25 protein-coding genes and 2 pseudogenes are annotated in these 22,479 nt (G+C 63.6%); 11 read left to right on the top strand and 16 right to left on the bottom strand.

Annotated features, from left to right (window positions below; all coding sequences use genetic code 11):
* The 4 genes from ACTRWG_RS03265 to ACTRWG_RS03250 form a co-directional block, all read right to left on the bottom strand.
* Entirely contained in the window at positions 1-1,032 is a 1,032-nt protein-coding gene (locus ACTRWG_RS03265) for a branched-chain amino acid ABC transporter permease (protein WP_027236510.1), read from the bottom strand.
* Between the two features lies 1 nt (position 1,033).
* Positions 1,034-1,756 (bottom strand): ABC transporter ATP-binding protein, encoded by a 723-nt coding sequence (locus tag ACTRWG_RS03260; protein ID WP_027236509.1) that lies wholly within the window; start codon positions 1,754-1,756, stop codon positions 1,034-1,036.
* Positions 1,749-2,513 (bottom strand): ABC transporter ATP-binding protein, encoded by a 765-nt coding sequence (locus tag ACTRWG_RS03255; RefSeq protein WP_027236508.1) that lies wholly within the window; start codon positions 2,511-2,513, stop codon positions 1,749-1,751. Before ACTRWG_RS03255 ends, ACTRWG_RS03260 begins: the two co-directional genes overlap by 8 nt.
* Before the next feature lie 70 nt (positions 2,514-2,583).
* A complete protein-coding gene (locus tag ACTRWG_RS03250; protein WP_027236507.1) occupies positions 2,584-3,759 on the bottom strand; it encodes a substrate-binding domain-containing protein in 1,176 nt (391 codons plus the stop codon).
* 517 nt (positions 3,760-4,276) lie between these two features.
* Here ACTRWG_RS03250 and ACTRWG_RS03245 point away from each other — a divergent pair.
* The 3 genes from ACTRWG_RS03245 to ACTRWG_RS03235 all read left to right on the top strand — a co-directional run bounded on the left by ACTRWG_RS03245 (position 4,277) and on the right by ACTRWG_RS03235 (position 6,523).
* Positions 4,277-4,849, top strand: a complete 573-nt coding sequence (locus ACTRWG_RS03245; protein WP_027236506.1) for a methylenetetrahydrofolate reductase C-terminal domain-containing protein — start codon at positions 4,277-4,279, stop codon at positions 4,847-4,849.
* On the top strand, positions 4,849-5,814 hold the full coding sequence (locus ACTRWG_RS03240; RefSeq protein WP_027236505.1) for a methylenetetrahydrofolate reductase: 966 nt from the start codon (positions 4,849-4,851) through the stop codon (positions 5,812-5,814). Before ACTRWG_RS03245 ends, ACTRWG_RS03240 begins: the two co-directional genes overlap by 1 nt.
* Before the next feature lie 337 nt (positions 5,815-6,151).
* On the top strand, positions 6,152-6,523 hold the full coding sequence (locus tag ACTRWG_RS03235) for a hypothetical protein (RefSeq protein WP_154667787.1): 372 nt from the start codon (positions 6,152-6,154) through the stop codon (positions 6,521-6,523).
* Between the two features lie 131 nt (positions 6,524-6,654).
* On the opposite strand, the gene ACTRWG_RS03230 is transcribed toward ACTRWG_RS03235, so the two are convergent.
* The 4 genes and pseudogenes from ACTRWG_RS03230 to ACTRWG_RS03215 form a co-directional block, all read right to left on the bottom strand.
* Complete coding sequence (locus ACTRWG_RS03230; RefSeq protein ID WP_027236503.1) at positions 6,655-7,023, bottom strand: carboxymuconolactone decarboxylase family protein; 369 nt, start codon at positions 7,021-7,023, stop codon at positions 6,655-6,657.
* Between the two features lie 15 nt (positions 7,024-7,038).
* The gene (locus ACTRWG_RS03225; RefSeq protein WP_027236502.1) at positions 7,039-7,338 is read right to left on the bottom strand and encodes a hypothetical protein; all 300 of its coding nucleotides are present in this window, start codon (positions 7,336-7,338) and stop codon (positions 7,039-7,041) included.
* A 39-nt stretch (positions 7,339-7,377) separates the two neighbouring features.
* Positions 7,378-7,920 (bottom strand): hypothetical protein, encoded by a 543-nt coding sequence (locus ACTRWG_RS03220; RefSeq protein ID WP_027236501.1) that lies wholly within the window; start codon positions 7,918-7,920, stop codon positions 7,378-7,380.
* A gap of 80 nt (positions 7,921-8,000) precedes the next feature.
* A pseudogene (locus tag ACTRWG_RS03215) lies at positions 8,001-8,424 on the bottom strand (transposase); the annotation flags it as partial.
* A gap of 44 nt (positions 8,425-8,468) precedes the next feature.
* Here ACTRWG_RS03215 and ACTRWG_RS03210 point away from each other — a divergent pair.
* Positions 8,469-8,630, top strand: a pseudogene (locus ACTRWG_RS03210) (integrase); the annotation flags it as partial.
* Between the two features lie 159 nt (positions 8,631-8,789).
* Here ACTRWG_RS03210 and ACTRWG_RS03205 read toward each other — a convergent pair.
* The 6 genes from ACTRWG_RS03205 to pqqA form a co-directional block, all read right to left on the bottom strand.
* Positions 8,790-9,899: a hypothetical protein gene (locus tag ACTRWG_RS03205; protein ID WP_027236499.1), complete on the bottom strand. Its 1,110-nt coding sequence runs from the start codon at positions 9,897-9,899 to the stop codon at positions 8,790-8,792.
* 359 nt (positions 9,900-10,258) lie between these two features.
* Positions 10,259-11,344 (bottom strand): pyrroloquinoline quinone biosynthesis protein PqqE, encoded by a 1,086-nt coding sequence (gene pqqE, locus ACTRWG_RS03200; protein ID WP_027236498.1) that lies wholly within the window; start codon positions 11,342-11,344, stop codon positions 10,259-10,261.
* Positions 11,341-11,628, bottom strand: coding sequence for a pyrroloquinoline quinone biosynthesis peptide chaperone PqqD (gene pqqD, locus ACTRWG_RS03195; RefSeq protein WP_462828940.1), 288 nt, complete (start codon positions 11,626-11,628; stop codon positions 11,341-11,343). The genes pqqE and pqqD overlap by 4 nt, the downstream gene beginning before the upstream one ends.
* Positions 11,625-12,377 (bottom strand): pyrroloquinoline-quinone synthase PqqC, encoded by a 753-nt coding sequence (gene pqqC / locus ACTRWG_RS03190; RefSeq protein ID WP_245597376.1) that lies wholly within the window; start codon positions 12,375-12,377, stop codon positions 11,625-11,627. The genes pqqD and pqqC overlap by 4 nt, the downstream gene beginning before the upstream one ends.
* Positions 12,374-13,258 carry a pyrroloquinoline quinone biosynthesis protein PqqB gene (gene pqqB / locus ACTRWG_RS03185; RefSeq protein WP_027236495.1) on the bottom strand — a complete coding sequence of 295 codons (885 nt, stop codon included), beginning with the start codon at positions 13,256-13,258 and terminating at the stop codon, positions 12,374-12,376. The genes pqqC and pqqB overlap by 4 nt, the downstream gene beginning before the upstream one ends.
* 21 nt (positions 13,259-13,279) lie before the next feature.
* Positions 13,280-13,387 carry a pyrroloquinoline quinone precursor peptide PqqA gene (pqqA, locus tag ACTRWG_RS03180; protein ID WP_027236494.1) on the bottom strand — a complete coding sequence of 36 codons (108 nt, stop codon included), beginning with the start codon at positions 13,385-13,387 and terminating at the stop codon, positions 13,280-13,282.
* 137 nt (positions 13,388-13,524) lie between these two features.
* Here pqqA and ACTRWG_RS03175 point away from each other — a divergent pair, with 137 nt between their 5' ends.
* Positions 13,525-15,609: a 4Fe-4S binding protein gene (locus tag ACTRWG_RS03175; RefSeq protein WP_027236493.1), complete on the top strand. Its 2,085-nt coding sequence runs from the start codon at positions 13,525-13,527 to the stop codon at positions 15,607-15,609.
* Positions 15,606-16,508: an FAD:protein FMN transferase gene (locus ACTRWG_RS03170; protein WP_036797381.1), complete on the top strand. Its 903-nt coding sequence runs from the start codon at positions 15,606-15,608 to the stop codon at positions 16,506-16,508. The genes ACTRWG_RS03175 and ACTRWG_RS03170 overlap by 4 nt, the downstream gene beginning before the upstream one ends.
* Before the next feature lie 6 nt (positions 16,509-16,514).
* Here the strand turns inward: ACTRWG_RS03170 and ACTRWG_RS03165 are convergent, their stop codons facing one another.
* Together ACTRWG_RS03165 and pedF are read right to left on the bottom strand one after the other, a co-directional pair.
* Entirely contained in the window at positions 16,515-17,417 is a 903-nt protein-coding gene (locus tag ACTRWG_RS03165) for a substrate-binding periplasmic protein (protein WP_027236491.1), read from the bottom strand.
* A 19-nt stretch (positions 17,418-17,436) separates the two neighbouring features.
* Positions 17,437-18,114: a cytochrome c-550 PedF gene (gene pedF / locus ACTRWG_RS03160; RefSeq protein ID WP_027236490.1), complete on the bottom strand. Its 678-nt coding sequence runs from the start codon at positions 18,112-18,114 to the stop codon at positions 17,437-17,439.
* Between the two features lie 170 nt (positions 18,115-18,284).
* On the opposite strand from pedF, the gene ACTRWG_RS03155 reads away from it, so the two are divergent.
* From ACTRWG_RS03155 to ACTRWG_RS03135, 5 genes are read left to right on the top strand one after another with little or no spacing between them, the layout of a single operon-like run.
* Positions 18,285-19,448: an ABC transporter substrate-binding protein gene (locus tag ACTRWG_RS03155; RefSeq protein ID WP_027236489.1), complete on the top strand. Its 1,164-nt coding sequence runs from the start codon at positions 18,285-18,287 to the stop codon at positions 19,446-19,448.
* Positions 19,445-20,422: a YVTN family beta-propeller repeat protein gene (locus ACTRWG_RS03150; protein WP_051357803.1), complete on the top strand. Its 978-nt coding sequence runs from the start codon at positions 19,445-19,447 to the stop codon at positions 20,420-20,422. The genes ACTRWG_RS03155 and ACTRWG_RS03150 overlap by 4 nt, the downstream gene beginning before the upstream one ends.
* Positions 20,423-20,471: 49 nt before the next feature.
* Positions 20,472-20,930, top strand: coding sequence for a cupredoxin domain-containing protein (locus tag ACTRWG_RS03145; protein WP_027236487.1), 459 nt, complete (start codon positions 20,472-20,474; stop codon positions 20,928-20,930).
* Entirely contained in the window at positions 20,927-21,646 is a 720-nt protein-coding gene (locus ACTRWG_RS03140; RefSeq protein WP_027236486.1) for an ABC transporter ATP-binding protein, read from the top strand. The genes ACTRWG_RS03145 and ACTRWG_RS03140 overlap by 4 nt, the downstream gene beginning before the upstream one ends.
* Positions 21,643-22,443 (top strand): ABC transporter permease, encoded by an 801-nt coding sequence (locus ACTRWG_RS03135; protein ID WP_027236485.1) that lies wholly within the window; start codon positions 21,643-21,645, stop codon positions 22,441-22,443. Before ACTRWG_RS03140 ends, ACTRWG_RS03135 begins: the two co-directional genes overlap by 4 nt.
* Positions 22,444-22,479 lie beyond the last annotated feature (36 nt).

The following is a 22,479-nucleotide window of genomic DNA, read 5'->3' as shown; positions in this document are numbered from 1 at the left end:
TTATTTCGCCTTCACGACTGGCAGCATGCCTTGCGGCCGCCACATCAGAATTGCGGTCATCAGCGCGATGTTCGACACCAGCGCCAGCTTCGGCTCCAGAAAGGCCACGTAGTTCTGCATCAGCCCAACCAGAAGCGCACCGATAAAGGCGCCTTCGACAGACCCCAGCCCGCCAATGATTGCGACGATGAAGACCAGGACCATCATCTTTTCGCCCATCCCGGCGGTGATGACCTCCTGATATAGGCCCCACATCACGCCGCCCAGCCCGGCCAAGGCGGACCCGGCGATGAAAACGCCGACGAACACAAGGCGCAGCCGGTAGCCGAGCGCTTCGACCATCGGCCCGTTCTCCACCCCGGCCCGCACGATCAGGCCGATCTTGGTGCGGCGCAGAACCATGCGCATGGCAATAAACAGGACCAGCCCGACACCCACGGCCAGAAGGCGGTATTTCTCCATCGCAGCCCCGGCAAAGGTGACAGCACCCTTCAGGGTTTCGGGGCGGTTGAAGAAGATCTCATCCGGGCCCCAGACCACATGGATCAGCTGTTCGATCACAATAAGGCCGCCAACGGTCACAAGGATCTGCTTGAGATGCGCGCCGTAAACAGGCTTGACGATAATCCGCTCAAATCCCCAGCCCAGTGCGCCGGTCACGGCCATAGCGGCCACCACAGCAAGAAAGACCGCGGACATGTTCAAAAGCAGCGATGCCGCCCCGGTCCACTCGCCCAGCGCAATGAGCACGGAAACCCCGACAAAGGCACCGACCGAAATAAAGGCCCCGTGTCCGAAGTTGATCACGTCCATCAGGCCGAAAACCAGGGTCAGCCCCGAAGCCATGATGAAGATCATCATTCCCATGGCCAAACCGGAGACAGTCAGTGTCAGCCAGGATGAGGGCACGCCTATGGCGAAAAAGCCGAGAACAACCAGTACCGGGACCAGCAATACCGGCAACGCGCCATCCAACCGCTCTGCCAGGCTGACGCTGGCAAAAGTCGGTCTATGATCAGGGGCTGCGGTCATCTTAGTGCGCCTCCATGCTGAGACCCATCAGGCGTTCCTGAAGGTCCTTGTTTTCTGCCAGCTCCGCCATCGGTCCCGTCCAGATCACCCGGCCGTCATCCATGACCGCGGCGCTATCGCCCAGCGCCCTGGCGACCGAAAAATTCTGCTCCACCAGCAAAATCGACGCTCCCTGCCCTTTCAGCTCCCGCAGCGCCTGGGCCATGGTCGAGACGATCGCCGGTGCAAGCCCCTTGGTTGGCTCATCAATCAGATACAGCTGGCGGTCTTCGGCCATGGCGCGGGCAATCGACAGCATTTGCTTCTGCCCGCCTGACAGGTTGCCCGCCTCGCTGTTCCAGAAGGTGCCCAAGGCCGGAAAGGCACCCAGCAGCCATTCCTTGCGTGCGCCATCCAGCGGCCCGGAGGTACAGCCCAGCACCATGTTCTCCTCCACCGTCAGGTCGCTGAAGATCCCCATGTCCTCCGGCACAAAGCCGATACCGCCCCTTGCGCGCGCTGACACGGGCAGACGGGTAATGTCCTGGCCGTCATACAGAATATTGCCTGACTTGGCGGCCCATTGACCCATGATGGTTTTCAGCGTCGTGGTCTTCCCAACGCCGTTCCGGCCCAGCAGCATGGTCACCTGGCCGCGCGGCACCTCAAGATCTACCCCTTGGAGGATATGATACTGCGCGATGTCGGTATGCACCGCTTGCAGCGACAGGATCGGGTCAGACATGATCCAGCTCCTTGCCCATATAGGCCTCCTGCACCACGGCTGAGGCCATGACCTCGGCAGGCGGGCCGTCGGCAGCCAGCGCGCCATTATGCAAAACGATGATGCGGTCGGCGAGGCTGCGGATCACGTCCAGCTTGTGCTCGACCAGCAGAACCGTGCGTTCCCGGTCCGCCTTGATTTCCGCAATCAGGTCCAGGATCACCGGCGCTTCATCGACGCTCATCCCCGCCGTCGGTTCGTCGAACATGTAAACCGTCGGATCCAGGCCGATCAGCAGCGCCACTTCCAGTTTGCGCTGATCGCCGTGCGGCAGCTCAGACACTAGCTGGTCTTTCTGCGTGTCCAGCCGCACCCGCTCCAGAATGGCCATTGCCGTCACGGTCAGTTCCGTGTGGCTGTCCGCCATCGAAAACAGCCCGAACCCTTTGTGCTGGCGCGACTGGATCACCAGGCGCACGTTTTCCAGCACCGTCAGGCTGGGAAACAGATTGGTGAGCTGAAACGCCCGCCCCAGCCCGCGGCGGCAGCGGCTGGCCACGCCAAGACGGGTGATGTCCTCGCCCATCAGCCTGACCGTGCCGGAGCTGGCCGGGATCTGGCCCGAAATCAGATTGAAATAGGTGGTCTTGCCCGCGCCGTTCGGCCCGACGATGGCAGTCAGCTCGCCCGCGTGAAAGCTGCAGGAGACCGCATCGACAGCCACATGGCCGCCAAAGCGCACGGTCAGCGCGTCCGTTTCAAGAAGTGTCTGGGTCATTGATCTCTATCCCTGCCCCGGGACGGCCGCAGCGGCCGCCCCGGAGGATGGGCGGGAAACATCCCGCAGCTTACTGGTTGCGGATCGGGATATTCATTTCATCCATGCCTATCTCACGCACAAGAACCGGCACGCCGTAGTCTTTGCCGTCCTGAATCTCGGTGCGGAAGTGATACATGGCCTGCATGGCCTGGTGGTCTTCGGCGCGGAACTGCATTGTGCCTTTCGGGGTTTCCCAGGCCATGCCTTTCATCGCCTCGATCAGCGCTTCTGTGTCCTCTGCGCCCCCCGCCTTCTTGATCGCTTCGACAATCGCAAGCCCGGACGCCATCCCGCCGGCAGTGAAGAAGTCCGGCGGGCTGTCAAACCGCTCGAAATGGGTTTTTACCAGCCATTCGTTCACCGGGTTCTGAGGGATTTCGTAATAGTAATAGGTCGCGCCTTCCATGCCCGGAAGCTCTTTGTAGGCCTTCAGCGCGGCCAAAATGTTGCCGCCGGTCGCGATCTCGATGCCAAAGCGCTCTGGCTCCATGGCATTGATCTTGCCCATCGGGTTTCCGCCGCCGGCCCAGATGATGAAGAGCTTCTTCTCGCCCTCAACCTCGCCCATCTTGGTGAAAATCCGCTCAGCCGCCGCCGTGAAATCGGTGGTGTCGGTCGGCACATACTCCTCGTGGGCGATCGAAGCACCTGTGGCTTCCAGCGCTTCTTTGAAGGCCGCCACACCATCACGGCCAAAGGCATAATCCTGCGCCAGGGTCGCAATGGTCACGCCCTCCCCGCCCAGCGCCACCGCATTCGCAATTGCGTCCTGCGAGGAGTTGCGGCCGGTGCGGAAAATGTAGGGGTTCCAATTCGCGCCGGTGATCGAGTCCGCAACTGCGGGTTCGACGATCAGAACGCGCTCATACTCTTCGGCAACCGGCAGCATGGCCAATGCCACCCCTGAACTTACCGGGCCAACAGCGATATGCGCGTCATCATCGCCGAAAGCTTCTTCCAGCTGGGCACGACCGATATCGGGCTTCAGCTGCGTGTCCTTCTCGATCACCACGATCTTCTCGCCGTCAATCTCCATGGTACCGCCGGTGGCGTATTCCAGCCCCAGCTGCAGGCCAATGTGCGACTGGGCCGCATAGGCCTCAAACGGGCCGGTTTTACCGTAAACATGGGCAATCCGGATTTCGGCAGAGGCTGCAGACGACATCAATGCACCGGCAACCGTCAACGCAAACAAGCGCAGCATGAGGGCTCCTCCCTGGTTTCTCCCTGGCAAATATGAAACATGAATCAACATTCATGTCAACGGAGCGATGCCCTGACCCGATTATTCAGGCCAACCGCGCTGGCCAGAAAATGGCGGATCGGCATGGCTGCGCACCGGCACAAGCCCGATGAGTTAGTTCTGACGCTGCCGCAGATTAAGGTGCTTGCCGGGCCAGCCGAGGCGGCTCAACCCATCGTGCCGATGGACCCAAGGCCAATGATACACTAACAATTCATTGAGCCTTTTCGATGTGGCTGTACACTCAGGACTGGTGCAATCCGCGGACTTCGGCCGCGCCGCTATGCGCCCGGCGCCGCCGGGCAAGGTCTGCTCGGACCACAGATGCGGACCAGGCCGGACCCGGAATGTCCGGCGGGTACCGTCAGCCCGGAGACGGGACAGACCATGCAGACCTGGTGCGCAGAGGCTATTTCAACGCCAGCGCTGCCGAAGGAAACGATAAGACGATGTAAGTGCCTGGAGAAAGGGAAGCTTGATGTACCGGATTCGCCTGTTCGCCATTCGTCACTCACGCAGCTTTGAGTGGATATACAAGCGGGTGGAGCAGGTCATGATCGCCCTGGACCCAGTCCTGAGAAAAATCGGCTACGACCGGGTCGAGCGCCCCATCGCTTTCGTCGAGAAATGCGTAAAGACAGTGCTTTTTGACTGCCAGATGTGCGGGCAGTGCGTGCTGTCCTCGACCGGCATGTCCTGCCCGATGAACTGCCCCAAGCAGCTGCGCAACGGCCCGTGCGGCGGGGTGCGGCCCGGCGGGTATTGTGAGGTCAAACCGGAAATGAAATGCGTTTGGGCGCTGGCCTGGGACGGTGCGTCGCGGATGAAGGGCGGCGCACAGATTGCAACTGTGCTGCCGCCGGTCGAACGCAACCTCGAAGGGTCGTCATCCTGGCTGCGGGTGAGCCGCGAGAAAGCAGCGCATCTGCGTGAAGCCCGGGAAAAACGCCGCACGGCCATCGCCGACGCCTTTCCCGGCGCCCGCAAAAATGAGCCCTCCGCCGCGCCGCTGGCGGAAGAACCCGCGCGCGCTCAGAAAGGGGCAAAGTGATGGACCACAGTTTGCCCCAGCCCTATTCACCGCCGCCCGAAGGCCACGTTTCGCACAGCCGGCTGGAACGGGTGCTGCGCTCCGGCCGCTTTGCCATCACGGCTGAGCTGAATCCGCCCGACAGCGCGGACCCTGCGGATGTCTATGACGCCGCGCGCCCGCTTGGGGAGGTTGCCGACGCCATAAATGCAACGGATGCCTCGGGCGCGAATTGCCATATGTCCTCCATAGGGATCAGCGCGCTGCTGACCCGGGCCGGGTATTCCCCTGTCTATCAGATCTCCTGCCGGGACCGGAACCGGATCGCCATTCAGGGCGATGTGCTGGGGGCAGCTGCCATGGGGGTCAGCAATGTTCTGTGCCTGACGGGTGATGGTGTCGGCGTCGGGGATCAGCCGGGTGCAAAACCGGTGTTCGATTTCGATTCGCTGTCGCTGCTGCGCACCATCAGGACCATGCGGGATGAGCGTAAATTCCTGTCCGGGCGCACCATCACCAACCCGCCGCTGCTGTTTCTGGGGGCGGCTGAGAACCCCTGCATTCCGCCCTATGAATGGCGCCCGGAACGGCTGGCCAAGAAAGTGGAGGCAGGGGCGGAATATATTCAGACCAATTACATCTACGACGTTCCCCTGTTCGAAAAGTTCATGGCACGGGTACGGGATTTGGGATTGGATAAGAAAGTGTACATTCTTGCCGGTGTTGGCCCGCTGGCCTCGGCGCGGGCGGCACGGTGGATGCGCTCGAATGTACCGGGGATCCACATTCCGGATGCGGTCATTGACCGTATGGAGAAGGCTGAAAAGCCCGGACAGGAAGGCAAGAAGATCTGCGTGGAGCTGATCCAGCAGATGCGTGACATAGCCGGTGTTTCCGGGGTGCATGTCATGGCGTACCGCAAGGAACATCAAGTCTCTGAAATTATCCAGGAATCCGGCGTATTAGCCTCCCGCAAGCGGGCATGAATGCCAGTCCGCAGAAGCCTTCAGAACGGTCATTGCTGACATCGCCAAGCGACATCCAGACTTGGAAGCAGGAGTCATCGCCATTCTCCACTCCCCCGCTTGGCGGGACGATCCCCATTCCGGCCTTTACTGCTTCCTGCGGTATCTCAGCGTAGCGGAGTTTTCCTGGCCGGGATGCATAGACATCGCGCCGGGTGGCGACTGAGGCCGGACTTCTGCTACCTGCTTGACGCGGGCGAGTGGGAAACAGCAGCTGCCTCAAGAAAGCGCCGGAGATTCGAGAGTACCCGACGTTCCACTCCCACCATACCCTGAACACGCAAGAGGGACTGGCTGCATGATGCGTAACTATTCGTGCCTGCGACGGGATCTGCCAAGTTTCGGCCCGGCGGGCGTAGAAGTCCAGGGATTCCGGTTCCGCCGCGTGGGATCGAAGGGGATGATGCGCCGCGCTCACCACCCGTTCCGTCGTATCGCTCCAATGGCGACGGCAAGAAACGCGAGTGCAAACAAGACGTACAATGCGACCATTGCCCATCCTGATGCGTTCGCCCCTGAGAATTGCCCACTAACGGCGATGGCGGCATTCAAGGTGTTCATCACGACCAGAATGCTCACCAAGGGAACCGGCATTCCGTCGCCGCATCTGTTCCGCAAAAGCCAGAGAAGCGCGCCGGTGCCAGCCACGGCGACGCCCCAGAACTGGTAGATCACGATACCCATCGGCGGAACGACGACTCCAAAGGACCGAAGCATCAACGCGGGCGCAAGAATGCAAGCCAACCCACCGGCTATATTGAGAGTTGCGAACGCGGTCAGCAGAAGCCGGGACGGCATGTTCTAGCCTGGGCGATCGAGAAACTGATGAACTGCCTCGATAGCATGGGTCGCGTAGATCATACCGGGGCCGCCCCCCATCAGCACCGCGACGCCAATTGCGTCCTCCAGTTCTTCCCGGGTCGCGCCCGCCTCGATCGCGTCGTGCACGTGATGGGCAATACAATCGTCGCAGCGCACAACGATACTGATCGCAAGCGCCATGAGTTCCTTAGTTTTATGGTCAAGTGGTCCACCGGCCATTCCCGCGACGTGCAGGCCGTTAAACGCCGTCATGACCCCGGGCTGCGCCTTTCCGAGGCGCAGCGCATTCGGCTGTACGACACAGTACTTGGCGGGAAAGTCAGTATTGCCATTGCCTGCCGCAGCCATGGTCTCACCTCCCTCTCATGACGCTGTTTCGAGGACGTCGGACAGTGCGTTGAGATAGGCGCGCCGCTCGTCTGCGGACAGGCCCTTGGAACCTTCATCCACAAGCGCTTCTACTATTGCCTCTGCTGAATTGCGGCGCTGTGCAGGTTCCATGCGTGGCATCATCTTGGGCATCATGTCTGTCATCATCTTCTGCTTTTCCTCCGGTGAGATGCCGGCAAAGAACGTCTCCATCATGCTGTCCATCATGGCCTCTTTGTCTTCCTTGCTCATCCGGCCCATCATCAGACCCATCATCTGTTCCATCACACTCATCAGAGTATCCTCTCACTTAATCGTTGCGGGCGGCATCGCTCACCGACGTGTCGACTGACTCTTTTCTCCCCAGTCGGGACCATTGAACTGACCGCTTTTCGGAGTCTTCGGGAGCGGGTGCCAATCGAGGGTGACGGTCGCCGACGGCCCAAGCGCAGTGGTTGCGTTTGTGATCGTCTTGACCTCCATGCCCTGAAAAACCTTGCAGTCGGTCCCTCTGAGCGCATCGGCCGCTGTGTATGTCGCCGAGTCGCATCCCAGAACCAGCACCGCACCGAAGCCCTGCGCCCGCTTCAAGATCCGAGCGCGTTGCCGCGCGGTCCAAAGACACATCATCGGGACGGGCAAGCGAAGGGTGAAAGCTTCCGAGCGGACGCCATGACCGGCCAGCGCCTCTCTGATCGAGGCGATGTAGTCCTCGAAAGCCGGGGTTTTAAGCCCATGCTTCAGCGGTTGCAGGAACGGGCTTTTTTGTTGGATCGAGACGCACATCGGCGGGCAGATCGGACAGGATACGATCAGGACGGACCGAAATTCCTTCAGATCGTCGATCACCTCCGCAGGTTCCAAAAAGATCGGCATGGCTCTGCCTCCGGACAGGCTTTGACACCCCTAGGAGATTACCCGACATCGAAAGTCTTCCAATGACCGTGATCAATCGGGGCCGATAACCCTCGTGAGCTGACATCCATAACATGGCACACACGAGCTGTAGGGAATTCTGTGCAATGCTCTTCGATGAACCTGAACCTCATGGCTTTTGTCTCGCGAAGAAGGCTGTGGCCTTCTTTTAGGGTGTCCCTCTCCTCCTTGAGAATGCGGGTCTCCCGTCGAAGCCGCTCGTTCTCACGGGCAAAGTCCAGGTCTTTCTCCGGCACCGCTTCCGTATCGCCCTTCTCGTGCATGTAAACATGCACTGCCGGGCAGCGGATGCGCCGTGATCCACTTGTTCAGCGTCGATACGCCAACGCCCAGATCAGACGCCACCTGATTGCGTGTCAGTCCGCTGGTCAGCGCGACCCGCACCGCAACAGCGCGCAATTCGTCCGCACGTTTCGTTCCCGTAGCTCGTCTCCTTGGGTGCAATAAGTGCTATCAAAGGAGCGGCAGCAAACCGCGACAGGCCAAGGCATTTGATGCGCCGGACCAAAGTCGCACACATCAACCGCAAGACCGGAAACCTGCGAGCGGTTCAGCTCTTGCCGGGCCGCACCAAGATGGACATCACCGTACGGTATCCCGGCGTTGAACTGGAAAACGCGTTGGCAATAGCTGAGGTGCTCGAGATCTGACCCAAACCGGCCGTTCTGCATGGACGGACCGACCCGGACTCTCGCTGTCAAGAACGGCACTGCGGTCCAGCGCCTCCAGACTGAACATTCGCCACGAGCGAGAAATCAACAGTTTGTTCGCGCTCATAGATCGGCAGGCTGCCGATCGTTTCTTGAGGTTCAGTATGTGTCTGCAAAGAATACTGGCCGGATCGTCCGCACTGTGATCGCCCCGATGCCGGAGAGGACAAGCACGAGAACGAATAGCCAGCCCAGGAACGGGATCAGCCCGATAAGCCCCGCCGTGAGTGCGCCGACGCCCGCCGCCAGCGCCCGTTCTGCAATGCTGTCCGGATCGGGACGGCCGAAGGCGAGGAGAAGGCCAACGCCGAACGCATAGGCGGCGACCACGTACCCGGCAAAGCCGGCGGCAATCGCCAGAACCACCAATGCCGGGGTCATCAACAGGCCGATAATGGTCAGCGCGAAAAGGACACCTGCACCGATGATGGCCGACTGAGCCATGAAGCCAATCCACAACGTGTGGAATGGCCGCGCCAAGACCTGCCGCCGCATTTCGGCGAGGCGTTCAGGCACCAGCGCTGCAACAAGCGCGGCCAGTGCCGCAACCACGACCACCCCCATAAGGAACTTTACAATCACGCGGCCCCAACTCGGCGGCTTTGGCCCGTCCCAATCCTCGATTTCACGCCGCTCGACACGACCGGCCGGCACGACCCGCTCCGGAATATCCGTTTCGCCCGGCTCTTCTTCAAAGACGATGAGTCTCCCACCAATCGAAGCTGTTTCACCCCAGGCCACCCGCTTGGCTGCGAGACTGACATCGCCGGAGACGACGGCATCAAAAGCAATTACTTCACCGGCGATCATCGCGGTGCCCCCGATCGCGCCGCCAAGGCGAAGTTCGGATCCGGCCACCCGCAAGTCACCGCCAACGCCGGCCACGGAGACACTTCGGCCGGCCAGGGTCGCATCACCAACGACGTCGCCCCGCAAGGCGATCTCCTCGCCCGCGGCGTAGGCATCGCCTCCAATCCCGCCGTCCATGGTTACCTCGCGGCCGGCAAGATGGGCCGATCCTGTGATGGCCGTCTTTCCAACGACCCGCTCGCCAGCCATGAACAGATCGTCGGACCCGGCTGCGTCGTGTGTCACCGACCGCCCTGCAAGAAATGCGTCGCCGCCGAAGATGAAGGCACGCGATTCATCCTGCGCGCAGACCGGCATCGCCGACAGGAACGCAATGAGAATGATAAGAAACCTTGCCATTGCTCGCTTTCGAATTCCAACGCCATCAGGATACCCGCGTTACAAGACGCCGCATTGCGCCAAATCAATGGAAGCGGATCGCGTCGTGTCTGCTACGCGGACAGTCGGAACTATCCGACCCGCGGGATCGTATTCGCCGCCGGGCTGCTCAACTTCAAGGTGATGACCATACTGCAATGCGGTTGCCTTGTGGAGGGTTATCGCTTGGCTCCGGAAGAGAAACTGGCCAAGAGCTGTCTGCCAGCTATGGACCTGTCACAGTTTCGAAGCAGCCAGCTTCCCAGCGCTTTTTTCGCGCAAACCAGGGTGAATGCCTATCACGAGGATGCTCCGAAAACCTAGGTCAAGGCTGGCGTTACCTAGCAAGCCGCGCGCCGGTAGACAAAAGTAGTTTCAGAATTGCTCCTGCCTGTTTCTAGAAGCTCAACCACAGTCTGGTGCCGCGGTGATTTCCGGCACACTGGATCGGTTGCCCCTGCGTCTCCGGCAAGAGCCAGCGCCTGGCAACGGCAGCCACCGAAATCGGTCTCCTTGCGGTCGCAGCTGCGGCACGGCTGCGGCATCCAATCGGTGCCGCGGTAGGCATTGAACGCCGCGCCTTCGTACCAGATCGCCGCCAGCGGTTTGCTGCGGACATTGTCGAAGTCCAAATGCGGGATGGTCTGGGCCGCATGGCAGGGCAGCACAGTACCGTCCGGCGCGATATTCAGCCCGGCTGTGCCCCAGCCCCCCATGCAGGCCTTGGGGTAATCCGCGTAGTAGTCGGGTGGCACGAAATCAAAGGCCAGCACCCCGCGCAGCCGCTGTTCCGCCTCGGCGACGATGCGCTTGGCCGCCTCTGTCTGCGCGCGGGTGGGTAAAAGCTGCGCCCGGTTGCGGGACGCCCACCCGTGGAACTGCACGCAGGCGACCTCAAGCCTGCGCGCGCCCATTTCGACAGCCATTTCTATGGTGCGTTCCAGATCATCCAGATTGTGCCGGTGCATCACGGCGTTCAGTGTCAGGGGAATTCCCCTGGCCTTGATCTCCGCCGCGATTTGCATCTTGCGGTAAAACCCGCCTTTGTAGCCGCCGATCCAATCCGCAAGCTCCGCATTCGTGCCCTGCAGCGACAGCTGGATATGGTCCAGCCCAGCCGCCTCCAGCGCATCCAGACGCTTGGGAGTCAGTCCAATGCCGCTGGTGATCAGGTTGGTATAGAGCCCGCAGCCCTGTGCCGCCGCGGTGAGGTCCGCCAGATCGGGGCGCGCAGCGGGCTCGCCGCCGGACAGGTGCAATTGCAGGACGCCCAGCTCCGCGGCCTGGCGGAAGGCCTCCGCCCATTCGCCGGTTGTCATCTCCGCCTCGCGGCCCAGCAGGTCCTGCGGGTTGGAGCAATAGGGGCAGGCCAGCGGACAGCGGTGCGTCAGCTCGGCCAGCATCGCGATGGGCGGCGGCACCGTCATGGGTGCACCGCCAGGTACATGCGGGCCCGCAGCCCGGCCAGAAAGCGCTGCACGTCGCCGGCGATCTGCTCCGCCGGGGCATCGTAGGCCGCCGCGAGACCGGCAACGATTTCCTTGAACGAAGCGCTGCTATCCACCCGCGACAGGATCGCCTCGCCTATGGCATCGAGCGCGATGGCCTTTTCCGGGCAGAGCAGCACCGTGCCGCCCCGCACGTTGTCCGTGATCATCCGCACCCCGCGCGGCAGATAGGGGCGGTCCGAGAGGGCAAGCCCCAGCGTCATGCCAGCCCCTCGCCCGGCTGCCAGGCGCCCGGCGGAATCCGTCCCGGCTCCACATAGGCCCCCCAGAGCGCATCCAGCTGCGCCCAAAGAACATTGGTTTTAAAGATCAGCGCCTCGCAGGCGGCGTCTTCCTTGTCCGGCGTGCCGGCGTTCTCCAGCACCCAGGCCAAGCCGAATTTCACGTCCTTCGGCGCCTCGGTCAGCCGCTTTCGGAAATATGAGAGGCTTGCGGCATTGGCGAAGTCGTAATGCTGCAGCAGGCCTTCGATCCGCCGTTCGTGAATAGAGGGCGCAAACAGTTCCGTCAGCGACGAGGCCACCGCCTGCAGCAGCGGCATGTCGCGGACGTAGCGGATATAAGCGTCGACAGCGAATTGAGTGGCCGGCAGCACGCCCCGGCCGGAGGCCACGTAGTCCGGATCGAGCCCGACCGCTTCGGCCAGCCGCAGCCAGCGGCGGATGCCGCCGCCTTCGCTGACGCCGCCGTCATGGTCTTCAATCCGGCTGCGCCAGGCCCGGCGCATGGCAGGATCGGTGCAGCGGGACAGAAAGGCCGCGTCCTTCATCGGGATCGCCGCCTGATAGGCCCAGCGGTTGATCACCCAGGCGCGGACCTCGTCGGGAGAACACTCCCCGCCGTGCAGCCTGTGGTGAAACGGGTGCTTGTCGTGGTAGCGCACCGCGCCGATGGCGCGCAAGCGGCCCTCAAGCGGCTCTCTGGCCGGCATTTCCCGGGGTTGGACATTCATAGCGCAATCTCCATTCCATCCGCTGCAATTGTCCATCCGGCGGCCAGAACCTCCGCGTGCTGGGCGCTGCCGGGCTGCCAGACAGGGTTGGTGTTGTTGATGTGAATGAACGTCTTGGCGGCGTCCACACTCCGCAAACCAGCAATGGATCCTTCGGGGCCGCTGATGGAGATATGCCCCATCCGCTGGCCGGTCTTGGTGCCGGTTCCGCTCTGGATCATCTCCTGATCGTGCCAGAGCGTGCCATCAAAGAAGATGTGGTCAGCGTCTGCCAAAATCTCCAGCAGCTCTGCGGAGACGCCGGAACAGCCGGGGATGTAATAGGCGGTTTTCGCACCGTCGCTCAGCCGGACGCCGACTGTTTGATCGCCCATCAGATCCGTCTGCACCTGCCTGTCTTCCATGAACAGCGGCACCTTGCCGGGCACCGCGAAGACTGTAGCCTGCAAGCCCGGCAGCAGCTCGAAGCCCTCGCTCAGCCGCACCGGATGACGGCCAACAGCTGCCGGAAGCGCGTTGAAGACCGGGTTGGCCTCCAGCACATCCAGCAGGCCGGCAGTGGCGAACAGGGTGAAAGGCGACTGTTCCCGCAAGGACAGAAGACCTGCGATGTGATCAATGTCACCATTGGTCAGAAGCACGGCGCGCAGCGGGCTGTGGCGCAGCGATTGCGGGTGCATGGACGGGCAGTTTTGCAACTGAACACGGATATCGGGAGAGGTGTTCAGAACCGCCCAGTTCTGCCCGTCCAGTGTCACGGCAAGCGAGGACTGGGTGGCGGAAGCGATCCTGCCGAGACGTGCGTCCCGGCAGTTCCGGCAACCGCAATTCCACTGCGGCAGGCCACCGCCCGCTGCTGCACCAAGAACCAGAAACCGCATGGCCGTTTTCCTGTCTTGCGATCAGAACAGATCGGGTTCGTATTCGCGGCCCTCGTCCTCGGACGGGGAGTACATGTTGATTTCCATGCCGCAGTTGATTTCTTTCAGTTTCGGGGCAGACCAGGCCATTTCATCCTCCTTTGCTGGCTTTAATCCCCTCAGCCTAGCTACCTGCCTCCGGCCCCGGTATTGGCCTTTGGTCGTAGGGGCAGTCTCAGACTTTGGTCCTATGGCACGGGGTGTTTGGGCCCGGCAGACTGCCAGCCATGCGCGTATCCCGGTTCATACTCTGTCTTCAGGCCTGGCTGTTTGCGGGTGGCGTGCTGGCGGCGTCGCCATTGCCCCGCGAGGAGATCAGCGCCCTGATCATGCCGCCATTTTCTTTGGGTGAGCCGGTGAACAGCAAGGGTGTCTATACCCTGCTCAACTCCGGCGGGGCGGAAGCGGGCTATGCCTTTGAAACCGAGCCGCTGGCCCCCCTGCCCGGGTTTTCCGGCGCGCCGGTCAACGTGCTGGTGCTGCTGGATCTGGACGGCACCTTTCTGGATGTCCGGCTGATCAGCCATAACGAGCCGGTCTTTGTTTCCGGGCTTGGCCCGGCCCCGTTCCACAGGTTCTTCGAGCAGTATCCCGGCCTGTCGGTCTTCTCGGCGATCACCGTCGGCACTCCTTACGGTGAGACGGGTTCCGGCTCATCTCTTGTCTACCTCGACGGAGTGAGTAAGGCGACCGCGTCGGTGCGGATCGCGCATGACTCGGTGATGGCCGCCGCGCTGGCGGTGGCGCGCGAGAAGATGCACGGTGTTGTTACAGCGCCCCCGGCCTGGCCGGACCCGGACCACAATGAGCCGCTGGACTGGGCGGCGCTGGTCGATCAGTGGCTGGCCACCCGAGCCACCGTCTCCAATGCGGAGGTTGACGCGGCCTTTGCCGGCACCCTTTGGGCCGATGACGATCCGGAGGCGCAACAGCATCCCGAAGCGCCCTATCTGGATCTATGGATCATCGACGTCGGCCCGCCGTCGATCGCGCAGGCAGTTTTGTCGCGCGAGGGTTACAGCGAGTTGCAGGATTTCCTGGCGATCTCCCCTGATGATGAGCCGCTCTTGCTGATCGAGACCGGCCGCCATGGGCTGGTCAGCCCGGAGTTCATCCGCAACACCGCCCCGGACCGGGTGTTTGCCACGCAAAACGGCCTTCCGGTGGCACTGCGGGACAGCGATCTGCTGGTGGAGCTATCGCCGGACCTGCCCCAGCCTCTGCACGACGGCACGGCGATGATCCTGCGGGCCGACCGCCGCCTCGGCTTTGACCCGGCGCAGGAGTGGACCCTGCACGCCCAGGCGGTGCGCGAGCACGGCATGTTCCAGCCCGAGACCGGCACCGTGGAATTTCCGGTCACGCACCAGACCCCCGAACGCTTCTTCCTGCGGGACGCGGCCCCGGCGCCTGTGCCGCCCTGGCTCGAGGCACTGCGCAGCCGCCGCACGGATCTGATCCTTCTGACGCTGCTGCTGAGCGCGCTGACCGCCGCCCTGCTGCTGGCCCAGAGCCGGATCGCCGCCCGCAAGGTGCTGACACCTCTGCGGCTGTCGGTGCTGGCGGTTGTCACCCTGTTCATCGGCTGGTGGGGCCAGGGCCAGCTGTCCATCGTCACCGTGCTGGGCGTGCTGCGCACGGCGGTTGGGGGCAGCAGCTTTGCCTTTCTCGCCTATGACCCGTTTTCGCTGCTGCTTTGGGGCTTTGCCATCCTCGGGCTTGTCCTGTGGGGACGTGCCCTGTTCTGCGGCTGGCTGTGCCCGTTCGGCGCGCTGCAGGAGTTCGCGCACCATCTGGGCCGCAAGCTGGGTCTGCCGCAAACAGCGCTTCCGCCAGCCTGGGACGGGCGGCTCCGGTATCTAAAATACGGGGTGCTGGCCGGGCTGGTTTCGCTGGTGTTCGTGGCGCCGGAGCATGTGGACACCGCGGCGGAGGTTGAGCCCTTCAAGACCGCGATCACCACCTATTTCCTGCGCGAGTGGTATTTCACTGCATATGCCGTCTTCTGGCTGGCGGCAGCACTGATGTTTTTCAAGCCCTTCTGCCGCTACCTGTGCCCGCTGGGCGCGGCGATGGCGGCGGGCGGGCTGCTGCGGCGGCGCAACTGGATCGCCCGGCGGGCCGCCTGCGGCAGCCCCTGCCAGCTGTGCCGGGTGAAATGCGTCTATGGCGCGATCGAAACATCCGGCGCGGTCCGCTATGACGAATGCTTCGGCTGTCTCGACTGTGTGTCGATCCACGACGATGCGGCCCGCTGCGTGCCGCTGATCCTGGCAGCGCGCAAGAAACAACAGCTGGAGGCTGCGGAATGAGCGCCAAACTGTCCCGCCGCCGGTTCCTGGCCATCTCTGCCGCCGCCCTTGGTGCCACGGCCCCGGCGCTACAAGCAGCACCTGTAACCTGGCGGGGATTTGCCTTGGGCGCCGAGGCGCGTCTGACCATTCACGCGCCGCCGCTGCTGGCAGACCAAGCGATAGCGGCCGTGCTATCACAGCTGAGGCAGGCCGAACAGCTGTTCAGCCTCTACGATCCGGCCTCCGCATTGTCCCAGCTGAACCGGACCGGGGTTCTGAGGAACCCGCCGCCGCGGTTTCTGGATCTGGCCCGGCTCTGCACCCGGATGCACGCGGCAACGGCTGGGGTCTTCGACCCTTCGGTCCAGCCGCTCTGGCAGGCCGCCGCGCGCAGTGAGGGCATCAGAAAGGCCGCCCGCCTCGCAGGCTGGCACAAGGTGTCCGTGACAGAACAGACAATCCGGCTGGCGCAAGGACAGGCGCTGACATTCAACGGCATTGCCCAGGGCTATGCCACCGACATGGTCCGCGCCGCGCTAGGCCGCATGGGGCTGGAGCGGGTTTTGGTCAATGCCGGGGAGTTTGCCGCCCTCGGCGGTCCGTTCCGCATCGGGTTGGCCGATCCGGAGCACGGCATCTTCGCCGCCTGCAGCCTGAAAAACAGGGCCGTGGCAACCTCGAGCCCCGGCGCCTTGCAGTTGCACGGTGCGGCGCACATCCTGCACCCCGCGTTTGACCGGCGGCCGAAATGGGTCACCGTCAGCACCGAGGCCGCAAGCGCCGCGCTGGCGGATGCGGCCTCCACCGCCTTCTGCCTGATGAGCGAAGGTGAAATCACCGCTGCGCTGGCGCGCCTCCCTGCAGGCACCAATGCCACCCTGCTGGCGCAGGATGGCAGCGTGAAATTGCTGAGGTAAACTGGATCAGCGCAGCTCTGGCGGCCGGTGACTCAGGCCGTGGGCTGCAAAAATTGCGGCAATCCGGCCATCCTGCAGCCCGGCGGCAATCGCATCCTCCACCGCATAGGCCAGCGGGCGGTAGGAGAAATGCACCGCTATCCCGGCGGTCCATGTGCCTGCGGAGAAGCCGGGCAGCGGCGGCGTATGGACGGCAGTCTGTTCAGTCAGCCCGGCCTCCAGCTGCGCCAGCGGACCCATTGCGGCCTTGGTCTCTGCCCGATCCAAACCCGCCATTGCGTCCGCCGCCGTCGGGTAGCGGCGGATATTGCCGCTGAGCTGGCCGCCGGGAAAGGCCGAGAGGTAGAAATCGGCAATCGAGTCGTTTTCCACTGCGACGCTGTCGAAGCGGAAATAAGCCGGCACCGGCGGGTCTTCAGTATAGGCCTCCCGGCGGTAGGCAATCGCCACTTCCTCCACATGGTACTGGCCGGTGAACACCACCTGTTCGACCCGGCAGGCAAATTCGCTGTCATAGGGCACATGCAGCATGACATTGGCGACGCTGCCGCCCACGACCGGCCCCTTCCAGATCCAGTTGCGCAGGTCTGCGTCCAGATTTTCGCCCGCCGCGACCAGGGTGAAGCGGGCCTCGACCCCTAGCTCCGCGGCAATCAGCCGGGCGAGGTCGATATCGGCGCCTTGGATGCGGCCCGCCTCCTCGTAAGACCAAGGGGGAAATTCCTCATAGGCCGCGAAGGTGATGAAGCCCCGCTCGATGATGGTTTCCAGGTCCTGCCCGACAATATCGCGTGAGGCGTTCTGCGGCTTGGGCTGCGGCACGTGATCCGCACAGCGGGCCTGCCCGGGCTGCGCCCAGCCGCAGGCCAGCGCAGCAATCGCAAGAAATCCGGCCAGCTGCTGTTTCATGTGCCGCAGCCCCCCTGCCTCAGTGCGCCGCCGAGAGGCCGACAGTCAGGACCTCCGCGGCCCCGGCAAAGTCCGGCTGCGCGCCGCCGATCAGGCTGGCAGCCCGGTAGGGCGCGCTGTCGGCCACCGGAGCGCCGGACCCGGTTTCGACCCCTTCCGCGATTTTTGAAAGCTCCGCCCGCAGCGCCGCCGCATCACCGCCGCCGCCGCTGGCCAAGGTTGTCAGCTCATCGCGGATCTCCAGCAGCCGGCCGGTGGCCTCATCCAGCGCGCCGTCATCAGGCCGGGTTTCCAGATAGGTGCGGATTGCCCAGGCGGCCTTCTGGCCCAGCAACTCCCCGAAAGCGGGCATCTTGGTGATGCCGTTCTGAGTATACCCGGTGCGGAATCGCTCGACAAACCACTCGTCGCCCATCTCCTCGGCCTCCAAGTAACGAAGGTCCGGGGCCAGCCCGCCAGAGACGCCGCCCAGCCCGTGGCAGCGGGCGCAGTTCTGATTGTAGCCGCTGCCGCCGATGTCGATCGCCGCCTGCCAGACCTCCGTCTCCTGGCCGCGATAGGGGTTTTCGGTCAGCCATTCCTCGCCCACTTCGGGCAGGGCATCGGTATTCACCGGCTGCGGCGCGACGTCTCCGTGGGCCTGCGCCGCCGTGGCAAGAGCCGCGAGCCCGAGGGCCGCAAGAGGCAATTTGAACATGAGTTCCTCCCGTAAGTTTGAGCTTGCCGCAAGCATAGCCAGCCCGACCCCTGCCCCGATACGCGACTTAAGTTGGAGAACAGCGCAGGCGGCCTACGACCTTGGTCCAATGGCCGCAGGGCTGCGGGCGGCAGTACGCTCGGCCCATGCAGCCAGAACAGGGTGCCCTGATGCGTTTTCTGATCACACTTCTGATAGCCCTTTTGCCCGCCGCCCTTGCCGCTGCCAACGGGGTTGAGGTGCCGGTCATCTACCTGAAACAGCAGGAGCGGCAGCCCCCCACCCTCTCCAATCTCGACCCGCCGCCCGCGGACCTGGGCGAAACCGGCGCCCGGCTGGGACTGGCGGACAACCGGACCACAGGCAGCTTCCTTGGCCACGACTACAGCCTGGAGACGGTGGCGGTGCCGCCGGGCGGCGATTTTGCCGCGGCGGCGCGGGCGGCTTTGAGCCGCAGCACGCTGCTGATACTGGATGCGCCCAAACCGGCGCTGCTGGCCGCCGCCGCCCTGCCGGAAGCACAGGATGCGCTGTTGTTCAACACTGCCAGCCCGGACACCGGCCTGCGCAGCGGCGACTGCCGCCGCAATCTGCTGCACACCCTGCCCTCGGACCTGATGCGCAGCGATGCGCTGATGCAGTTTGCGCTGTCCAAGCGCTGGACTGGTCTGGCGCTGATCTCCGGCGGCCACCCGCAGGATCAGGCGTTTGCCGCTGCCTTGCGCCAAAGCGCCGCCAAGTTCGGGCTAAAAATCACTGCCGAACGGACCTGGGACTATGGCGCCGACATGCGCCGCAACGCCGCCCAGGAGGTGCCGCTGATGTCGCAGGGGCTGGGCCGCCACGATCTGCTGCTGGTCGCCGATGAGCTGCAGGATTTCGCCCGCTACCTTCCTTATAACACTTGGCTGCCGCGGCCGGTTGCCGGCTCCGAAGGCCTGGTGCCGACCACATGGGCGCCGGTTGTCGAACAATGGGGCGCCGCGCAGCTGCAATCGCGGTTTCAGGACCTTGCCGGGCGCAAAATGCTGGCACGGGATTACGCCGCCTGGGCCGCGGTGCGCAGCATCGGAGAGGCTGTGACCCGCACCGGCTCAGCCGACGCGGGCGTCTTGCGCCAATACCTGCTGTCGGACGCGTTCGAGCTGGCCGGTTTCAAGGGCCGTCCGCTCAGCTACCGCAGCTGGAACGGCCAGCTGCGCCAGCCGATCCCGCTTGCCACTCCCCGCGCTCTGGCGGCGCAGGCGCCCTTGCCCGGCTTCCTGCACCAGCACAGTGAACTCGACACCCTGGGCCTTGATGAACCCGAAAGCCGCTGCGGAGCCTTCCAATGACATTTTCTGCTAAACCTCTTGCCGCGCTGGCCTTTCCGGCACTTCTGGCCGCCGCCACGCCTCTTGGCGCCGCGGAAATCTGGGTCACCAACGAGAAGGACGACACCATCAGCGTGATCGACATCGCCACGCTGGAGGTGGTCCGCACCATCGCAACAGGAGAGCGGCCGCGCGGCATCACCTTCTCCAAGGACTTCTCGCGGGTCTATGTCTGCGCCTCCGACAGCGACACGGTTCAGGTTCTGGACGCCGCTACCGGGGAAGTTCTGCACGAGCTGCCCTCCGGCGAGGATCCCGAGCAGTTCGTGCTGCATCCCAACGACCGGCATCTTTATATCGCCAACGAGGATGATGCCGTGACCACGGTGGTCGACACCGAAACCCGCAAGGTGGTCGCCCAGATTAATGTCGGGATCGAGCCAGAGGGCATGGCGGTCTCGCCTGATGGCAAGATCGCGATCACCACCTCCGAGACCACCAACATGGCGCATTGGATCGACACGGAGACGCAACAGCTGTTTGCCAACACGCTGGTTGATTCCCGCCCGCGCCACGCTGAATTCACTGCCGGCGGCAGCGCACTGTGGGTCTCGTCCGAGATCGGCGGCACTATCACGGTCTTTGACACCGCCACCCAAGCCGAGACTGGCAAGATCGCCTTTGAGGTCAAGGGGGTGCACCCTGACAGGGTGCAGCCGGTGGGCTTTGCCTTCACCGACGATGAAAGGACCGCCTTTGTGGCGCTGGGGCCGTCCAACCATGTGGCGGTGGTCAATGCTGAGACGCTGGAGGTGGAGGATTACATCCTGGTCGGCCGCCGGGTCTGGCACATGGCGTTTTCGCCAGACAAGTCGCTGCTATTCACCACCAACGGCGTTTCCGGCGATGTGACCGTGATCGACACCGCCCAGCGCCAAGCGCTGAAATCGATCAAGGTCGGCCGTTTTCCCTGGGGCGCGGCGCTGCGCCCCTGAGACCTGCCGCGCCCCGGCGGCGCGGCGCATCCTGACAGGAGGATCCAAGATGCTGAAACCCCGCCTTTTTGCCGCGGCGCTGTGCCTGGCGCTGCCCGCCGCCGCCCTGGCCGGTGACGATGATGATCCGGGCAAGGCCAGCCTCGGCCTCGCCGGGCTGCTGTCCGCCGCCAACAAGGAAGACCTGCCGCCGATTACCCTGTCGGCGGGGATGCCGCTGACCGATGCGCCGTGGCTGCTGAAATCCGGCACCTATTACGAGTTCGAAATCCAGGGCGACGGCAGTCAGGAGCTGGCCCTAACCGGCTCCGATTTCTTCCGCGCGGTGTGGATTGACGAGATTGTCGTGGAGGGCCTTGAGATCCGCCCGTTGGGGCTCGACAGCGTCGAGTTCGACGAGGCCGGCGAGATGGAGATCGGTTTTATCGCTCTGAAGCCCGGGAATTACCATCTCAAGGTGCCCGGCTCCACCGGCGACACCCAGCGGCTGGAGATCACCATCCAATGACCGGGCTGCGGGTGGAAAACCTGAGCTATACCTACGGCGCCCGGCAAGCTCTGGACAGGGTCGGCTTTCGGGTTGAGCCCGGCACTTTCTGCGCTCTGCTGGGCCCCAACGGGGCTGGCAAGTCGACGCTGTTTGCGCTGCTCACCCGGCTGTTCACCGCGCCGCAGGGAAAAATTGAGGTTGCCGGCCACGACATGGCACGCGCCCCGCGCAAGGCGCTGCGGCAGATGGGGGTGGTGTTTCAGCAGCCGACGCTGGACCTGGACCTGACGGTGCAGCGTAACCTCAGCTATTTCGCCGCGCTGCACGGGCTGCGCGGCGCCAGGGCGCAGGCCCGCATCGAGGCCGCGCTGGAGCGGCTGGAGATGCGCGGCCGGCTGGGCGAGCGGGTGCGCGACCTCAATGGCGGCCACCGCCGCCGGCTGGAGATCGCCCGCAGCCTGATCCACCATCCCAAGGTGCTGCTGCTGGACGAGCCGACGGTGGGGCTGGATGCGGCCACCCGGCACGCGATCACCGCCCATGTGCATGACCTGTCCCGGCACAAGGGGCTGACGGTCCTTTGGGCGACCCATCTGACTGACGAAGTCGAAGACGCCGACCAGTTGCTGATCCTGCACCGCGGCAAGCTGGCGCAAGACGGCACCGCCCGCCAGCTGCGCGGCGGCCTGGGGCTGGCCGATCATTTTCTCAGGCTGACGGGTCAAGCGGCATGACCGCCTGGCTGGCAGCCCTGACGGCCATCACCCAGCGCGACGCGCTGCGGTTCATCGGTCAGCGCGGCCGCTTTGTCGCGGCGCTGGTACGGCCGATGCTGTGGCTGGTTGTCTTTGCCGCAGGCTTCCGCGCCGCGCTTGGCCTGTCAATCACCCCGCCTTATGCCACCTACACCACCTACGAGGTCTATATAGTGCCGGGGCTGTGCGGCATGATCCTGCTGTTCAATGGCATGCAAAGCTCGTTGTCGATGGTCTATGACCGGGAGATGGGTTCGATGCGGCTGCTGTTGACCAGCCCGCTGCCGCGCTGGTGGCTGCTGGTCTGCCGCCTGCTTGCCAGCACCGCGATCTCAATCCTTCAGGTATATGTTTTCCTGGCGCTGGCGGCGATGTTCGGCATCCGCTTCAGCTGGGGCGGCTATGCCGCACTGCTGCCCGCCCTGATCCCGGCCGGGCTGATGCTGGGGGCGCTGGGGCTGGCGCTGTCCTCCGTGATCCGCCAGCTGGAGAACTTCGCCGGGGTGATGAATTTCGTGATCTTCCCGATGTTCTTTCTGTCCACCGCGCTCTACCCGCTGTGGAAGATGGCCGAAAGCTCGGCGCTGCTGCGTGACATTTGCGCCGTGAACCCCTTCAGCCAAGCGGTCGAGCTGATCCGCTTTGCGCTTTACCAGCAGCTGAACACTGCGGCGCTGGCCTGGGTGCTGCTGTCCGGGCTGGTCTGGCTGGGGCTGGCGGTCTGGGGTTACGACCCGGCGCGCGGGCTGATCCGCAAGGCTGCGAAACCGGGCTGAACCGCCCTCGCCCGCATCGCGGGCAATTACACCGCA

The organism is Leisingera sp. G5_S3_59_S7, assembly GCF_054968485.1.
Note: the sequence above shows the minus strand (reverse complement) of the source record. Positions and strands in the feature narration are given on the sequence as shown.

Coding starts and splice junctions, on each gene's coding strand:
- ACTRWG_RS03265 (WP_027236510.1), bottom strand. CDS start 1,032: ATGACCGCAGCCCCTGATCATAGACCGACTTTTGCCAGCGTCAGCCTG.
- ACTRWG_RS03260 (WP_027236509.1), bottom strand. CDS start 1,756: ATGTCTGACCCGATCCTGTCGCTGCAAGCGGTGCATACCGACATCGCG.
- ACTRWG_RS03255 (WP_027236508.1), bottom strand. CDS start 2,513: ATGACCCAGACACTTCTTGAAACGGACGCGCTGACCGTGCGCTTTGGC.
- ACTRWG_RS03250 (WP_027236507.1), bottom strand. CDS start 3,759: ATGCTGCGCTTGTTTGCGTTGACGGTTGCCGGTGCATTGATGTCGTCT.
- ACTRWG_RS03245 (WP_027236506.1), top strand. CDS start 4,277: ATGTACCGGATTCGCCTGTTCGCCATTCGTCACTCACGCAGCTTTGAG.
- ACTRWG_RS03240 (WP_027236505.1), top strand. CDS start 4,849: ATGGACCACAGTTTGCCCCAGCCCTATTCACCGCCGCCCGAAGGCCAC.
- ACTRWG_RS03235 (WP_154667787.1), top strand. CDS start 6,152: ATGATGCGTAACTATTCGTGCCTGCGACGGGATCTGCCAAGTTTCGGC.
- ACTRWG_RS03230 (WP_027236503.1), bottom strand. CDS start 7,023: ATGGCTGCGGCAGGCAATGGCAATACTGACTTTCCCGCCAAGTACTGT.
- ACTRWG_RS03225 (WP_027236502.1), bottom strand. CDS start 7,338: ATGAGTGTGATGGAACAGATGATGGGTCTGATGATGGGCCGGATGAGC.
- ACTRWG_RS03220 (WP_027236501.1), bottom strand. CDS start 7,920: ATGCCGATCTTTTTGGAACCTGCGGAGGTGATCGACGATCTGAAGGAA.
- ACTRWG_RS03205 (WP_027236499.1), bottom strand. CDS start 9,899: ATGGCAAGGTTTCTTATCATTCTCATTGCGTTCCTGTCGGCGATGCCG.
- pqqE (WP_027236498.1), bottom strand. CDS start 11,344: ATGACGGTGCCGCCGCCCATCGCGATGCTGGCCGAGCTGACGCACCGC.
- pqqD (WP_462828940.1), bottom strand. CDS start 11,628: ATGACGCTGGGGCTTGCCCTCTCGGACCGCCCCTATCTGCCGCGCGGG.
- pqqC (WP_245597376.1), bottom strand. CDS start 12,377: ATGAATGTCCAACCCCGGGAAATGCCGGCCAGAGAGCCGCTTGAGGGC.
- pqqB (WP_027236495.1), bottom strand. CDS start 13,258: ATGCGGTTTCTGGTTCTTGGTGCAGCAGCGGGCGGTGGCCTGCCGCAG.
- pqqA (WP_027236494.1), bottom strand. CDS start 13,387: ATGGCCTGGTCTGCCCCGAAACTGAAAGAAATCAACTGCGGCATGGAA.
- ACTRWG_RS03175 (WP_027236493.1), top strand. CDS start 13,525: ATGCGCGTATCCCGGTTCATACTCTGTCTTCAGGCCTGGCTGTTTGCG.
- ACTRWG_RS03170 (WP_036797381.1), top strand. CDS start 15,606: ATGAGCGCCAAACTGTCCCGCCGCCGGTTCCTGGCCATCTCTGCCGCC.
- ACTRWG_RS03165 (WP_027236491.1), bottom strand. CDS start 17,417: ATGAAACAGCAGCTGGCCGGATTTCTTGCGATTGCTGCGCTGGCCTGC.
- pedF (WP_027236490.1), bottom strand. CDS start 18,114: ATGTTCAAATTGCCTCTTGCGGCCCTCGGGCTCGCGGCTCTTGCCACG.
- ACTRWG_RS03155 (WP_027236489.1), top strand. CDS start 18,285: ATGCGTTTTCTGATCACACTTCTGATAGCCCTTTTGCCCGCCGCCCTT.
- ACTRWG_RS03150 (WP_051357803.1), top strand. CDS start 19,445: ATGACATTTTCTGCTAAACCTCTTGCCGCGCTGGCCTTTCCGGCACTT.
- ACTRWG_RS03145 (WP_027236487.1), top strand. CDS start 20,472: ATGCTGAAACCCCGCCTTTTTGCCGCGGCGCTGTGCCTGGCGCTGCCC.
- ACTRWG_RS03140 (WP_027236486.1), top strand. CDS start 20,927: ATGACCGGGCTGCGGGTGGAAAACCTGAGCTATACCTACGGCGCCCGG.
- ACTRWG_RS03135 (WP_027236485.1), top strand. CDS start 21,643: ATGACCGCCTGGCTGGCAGCCCTGACGGCCATCACCCAGCGCGACGCG.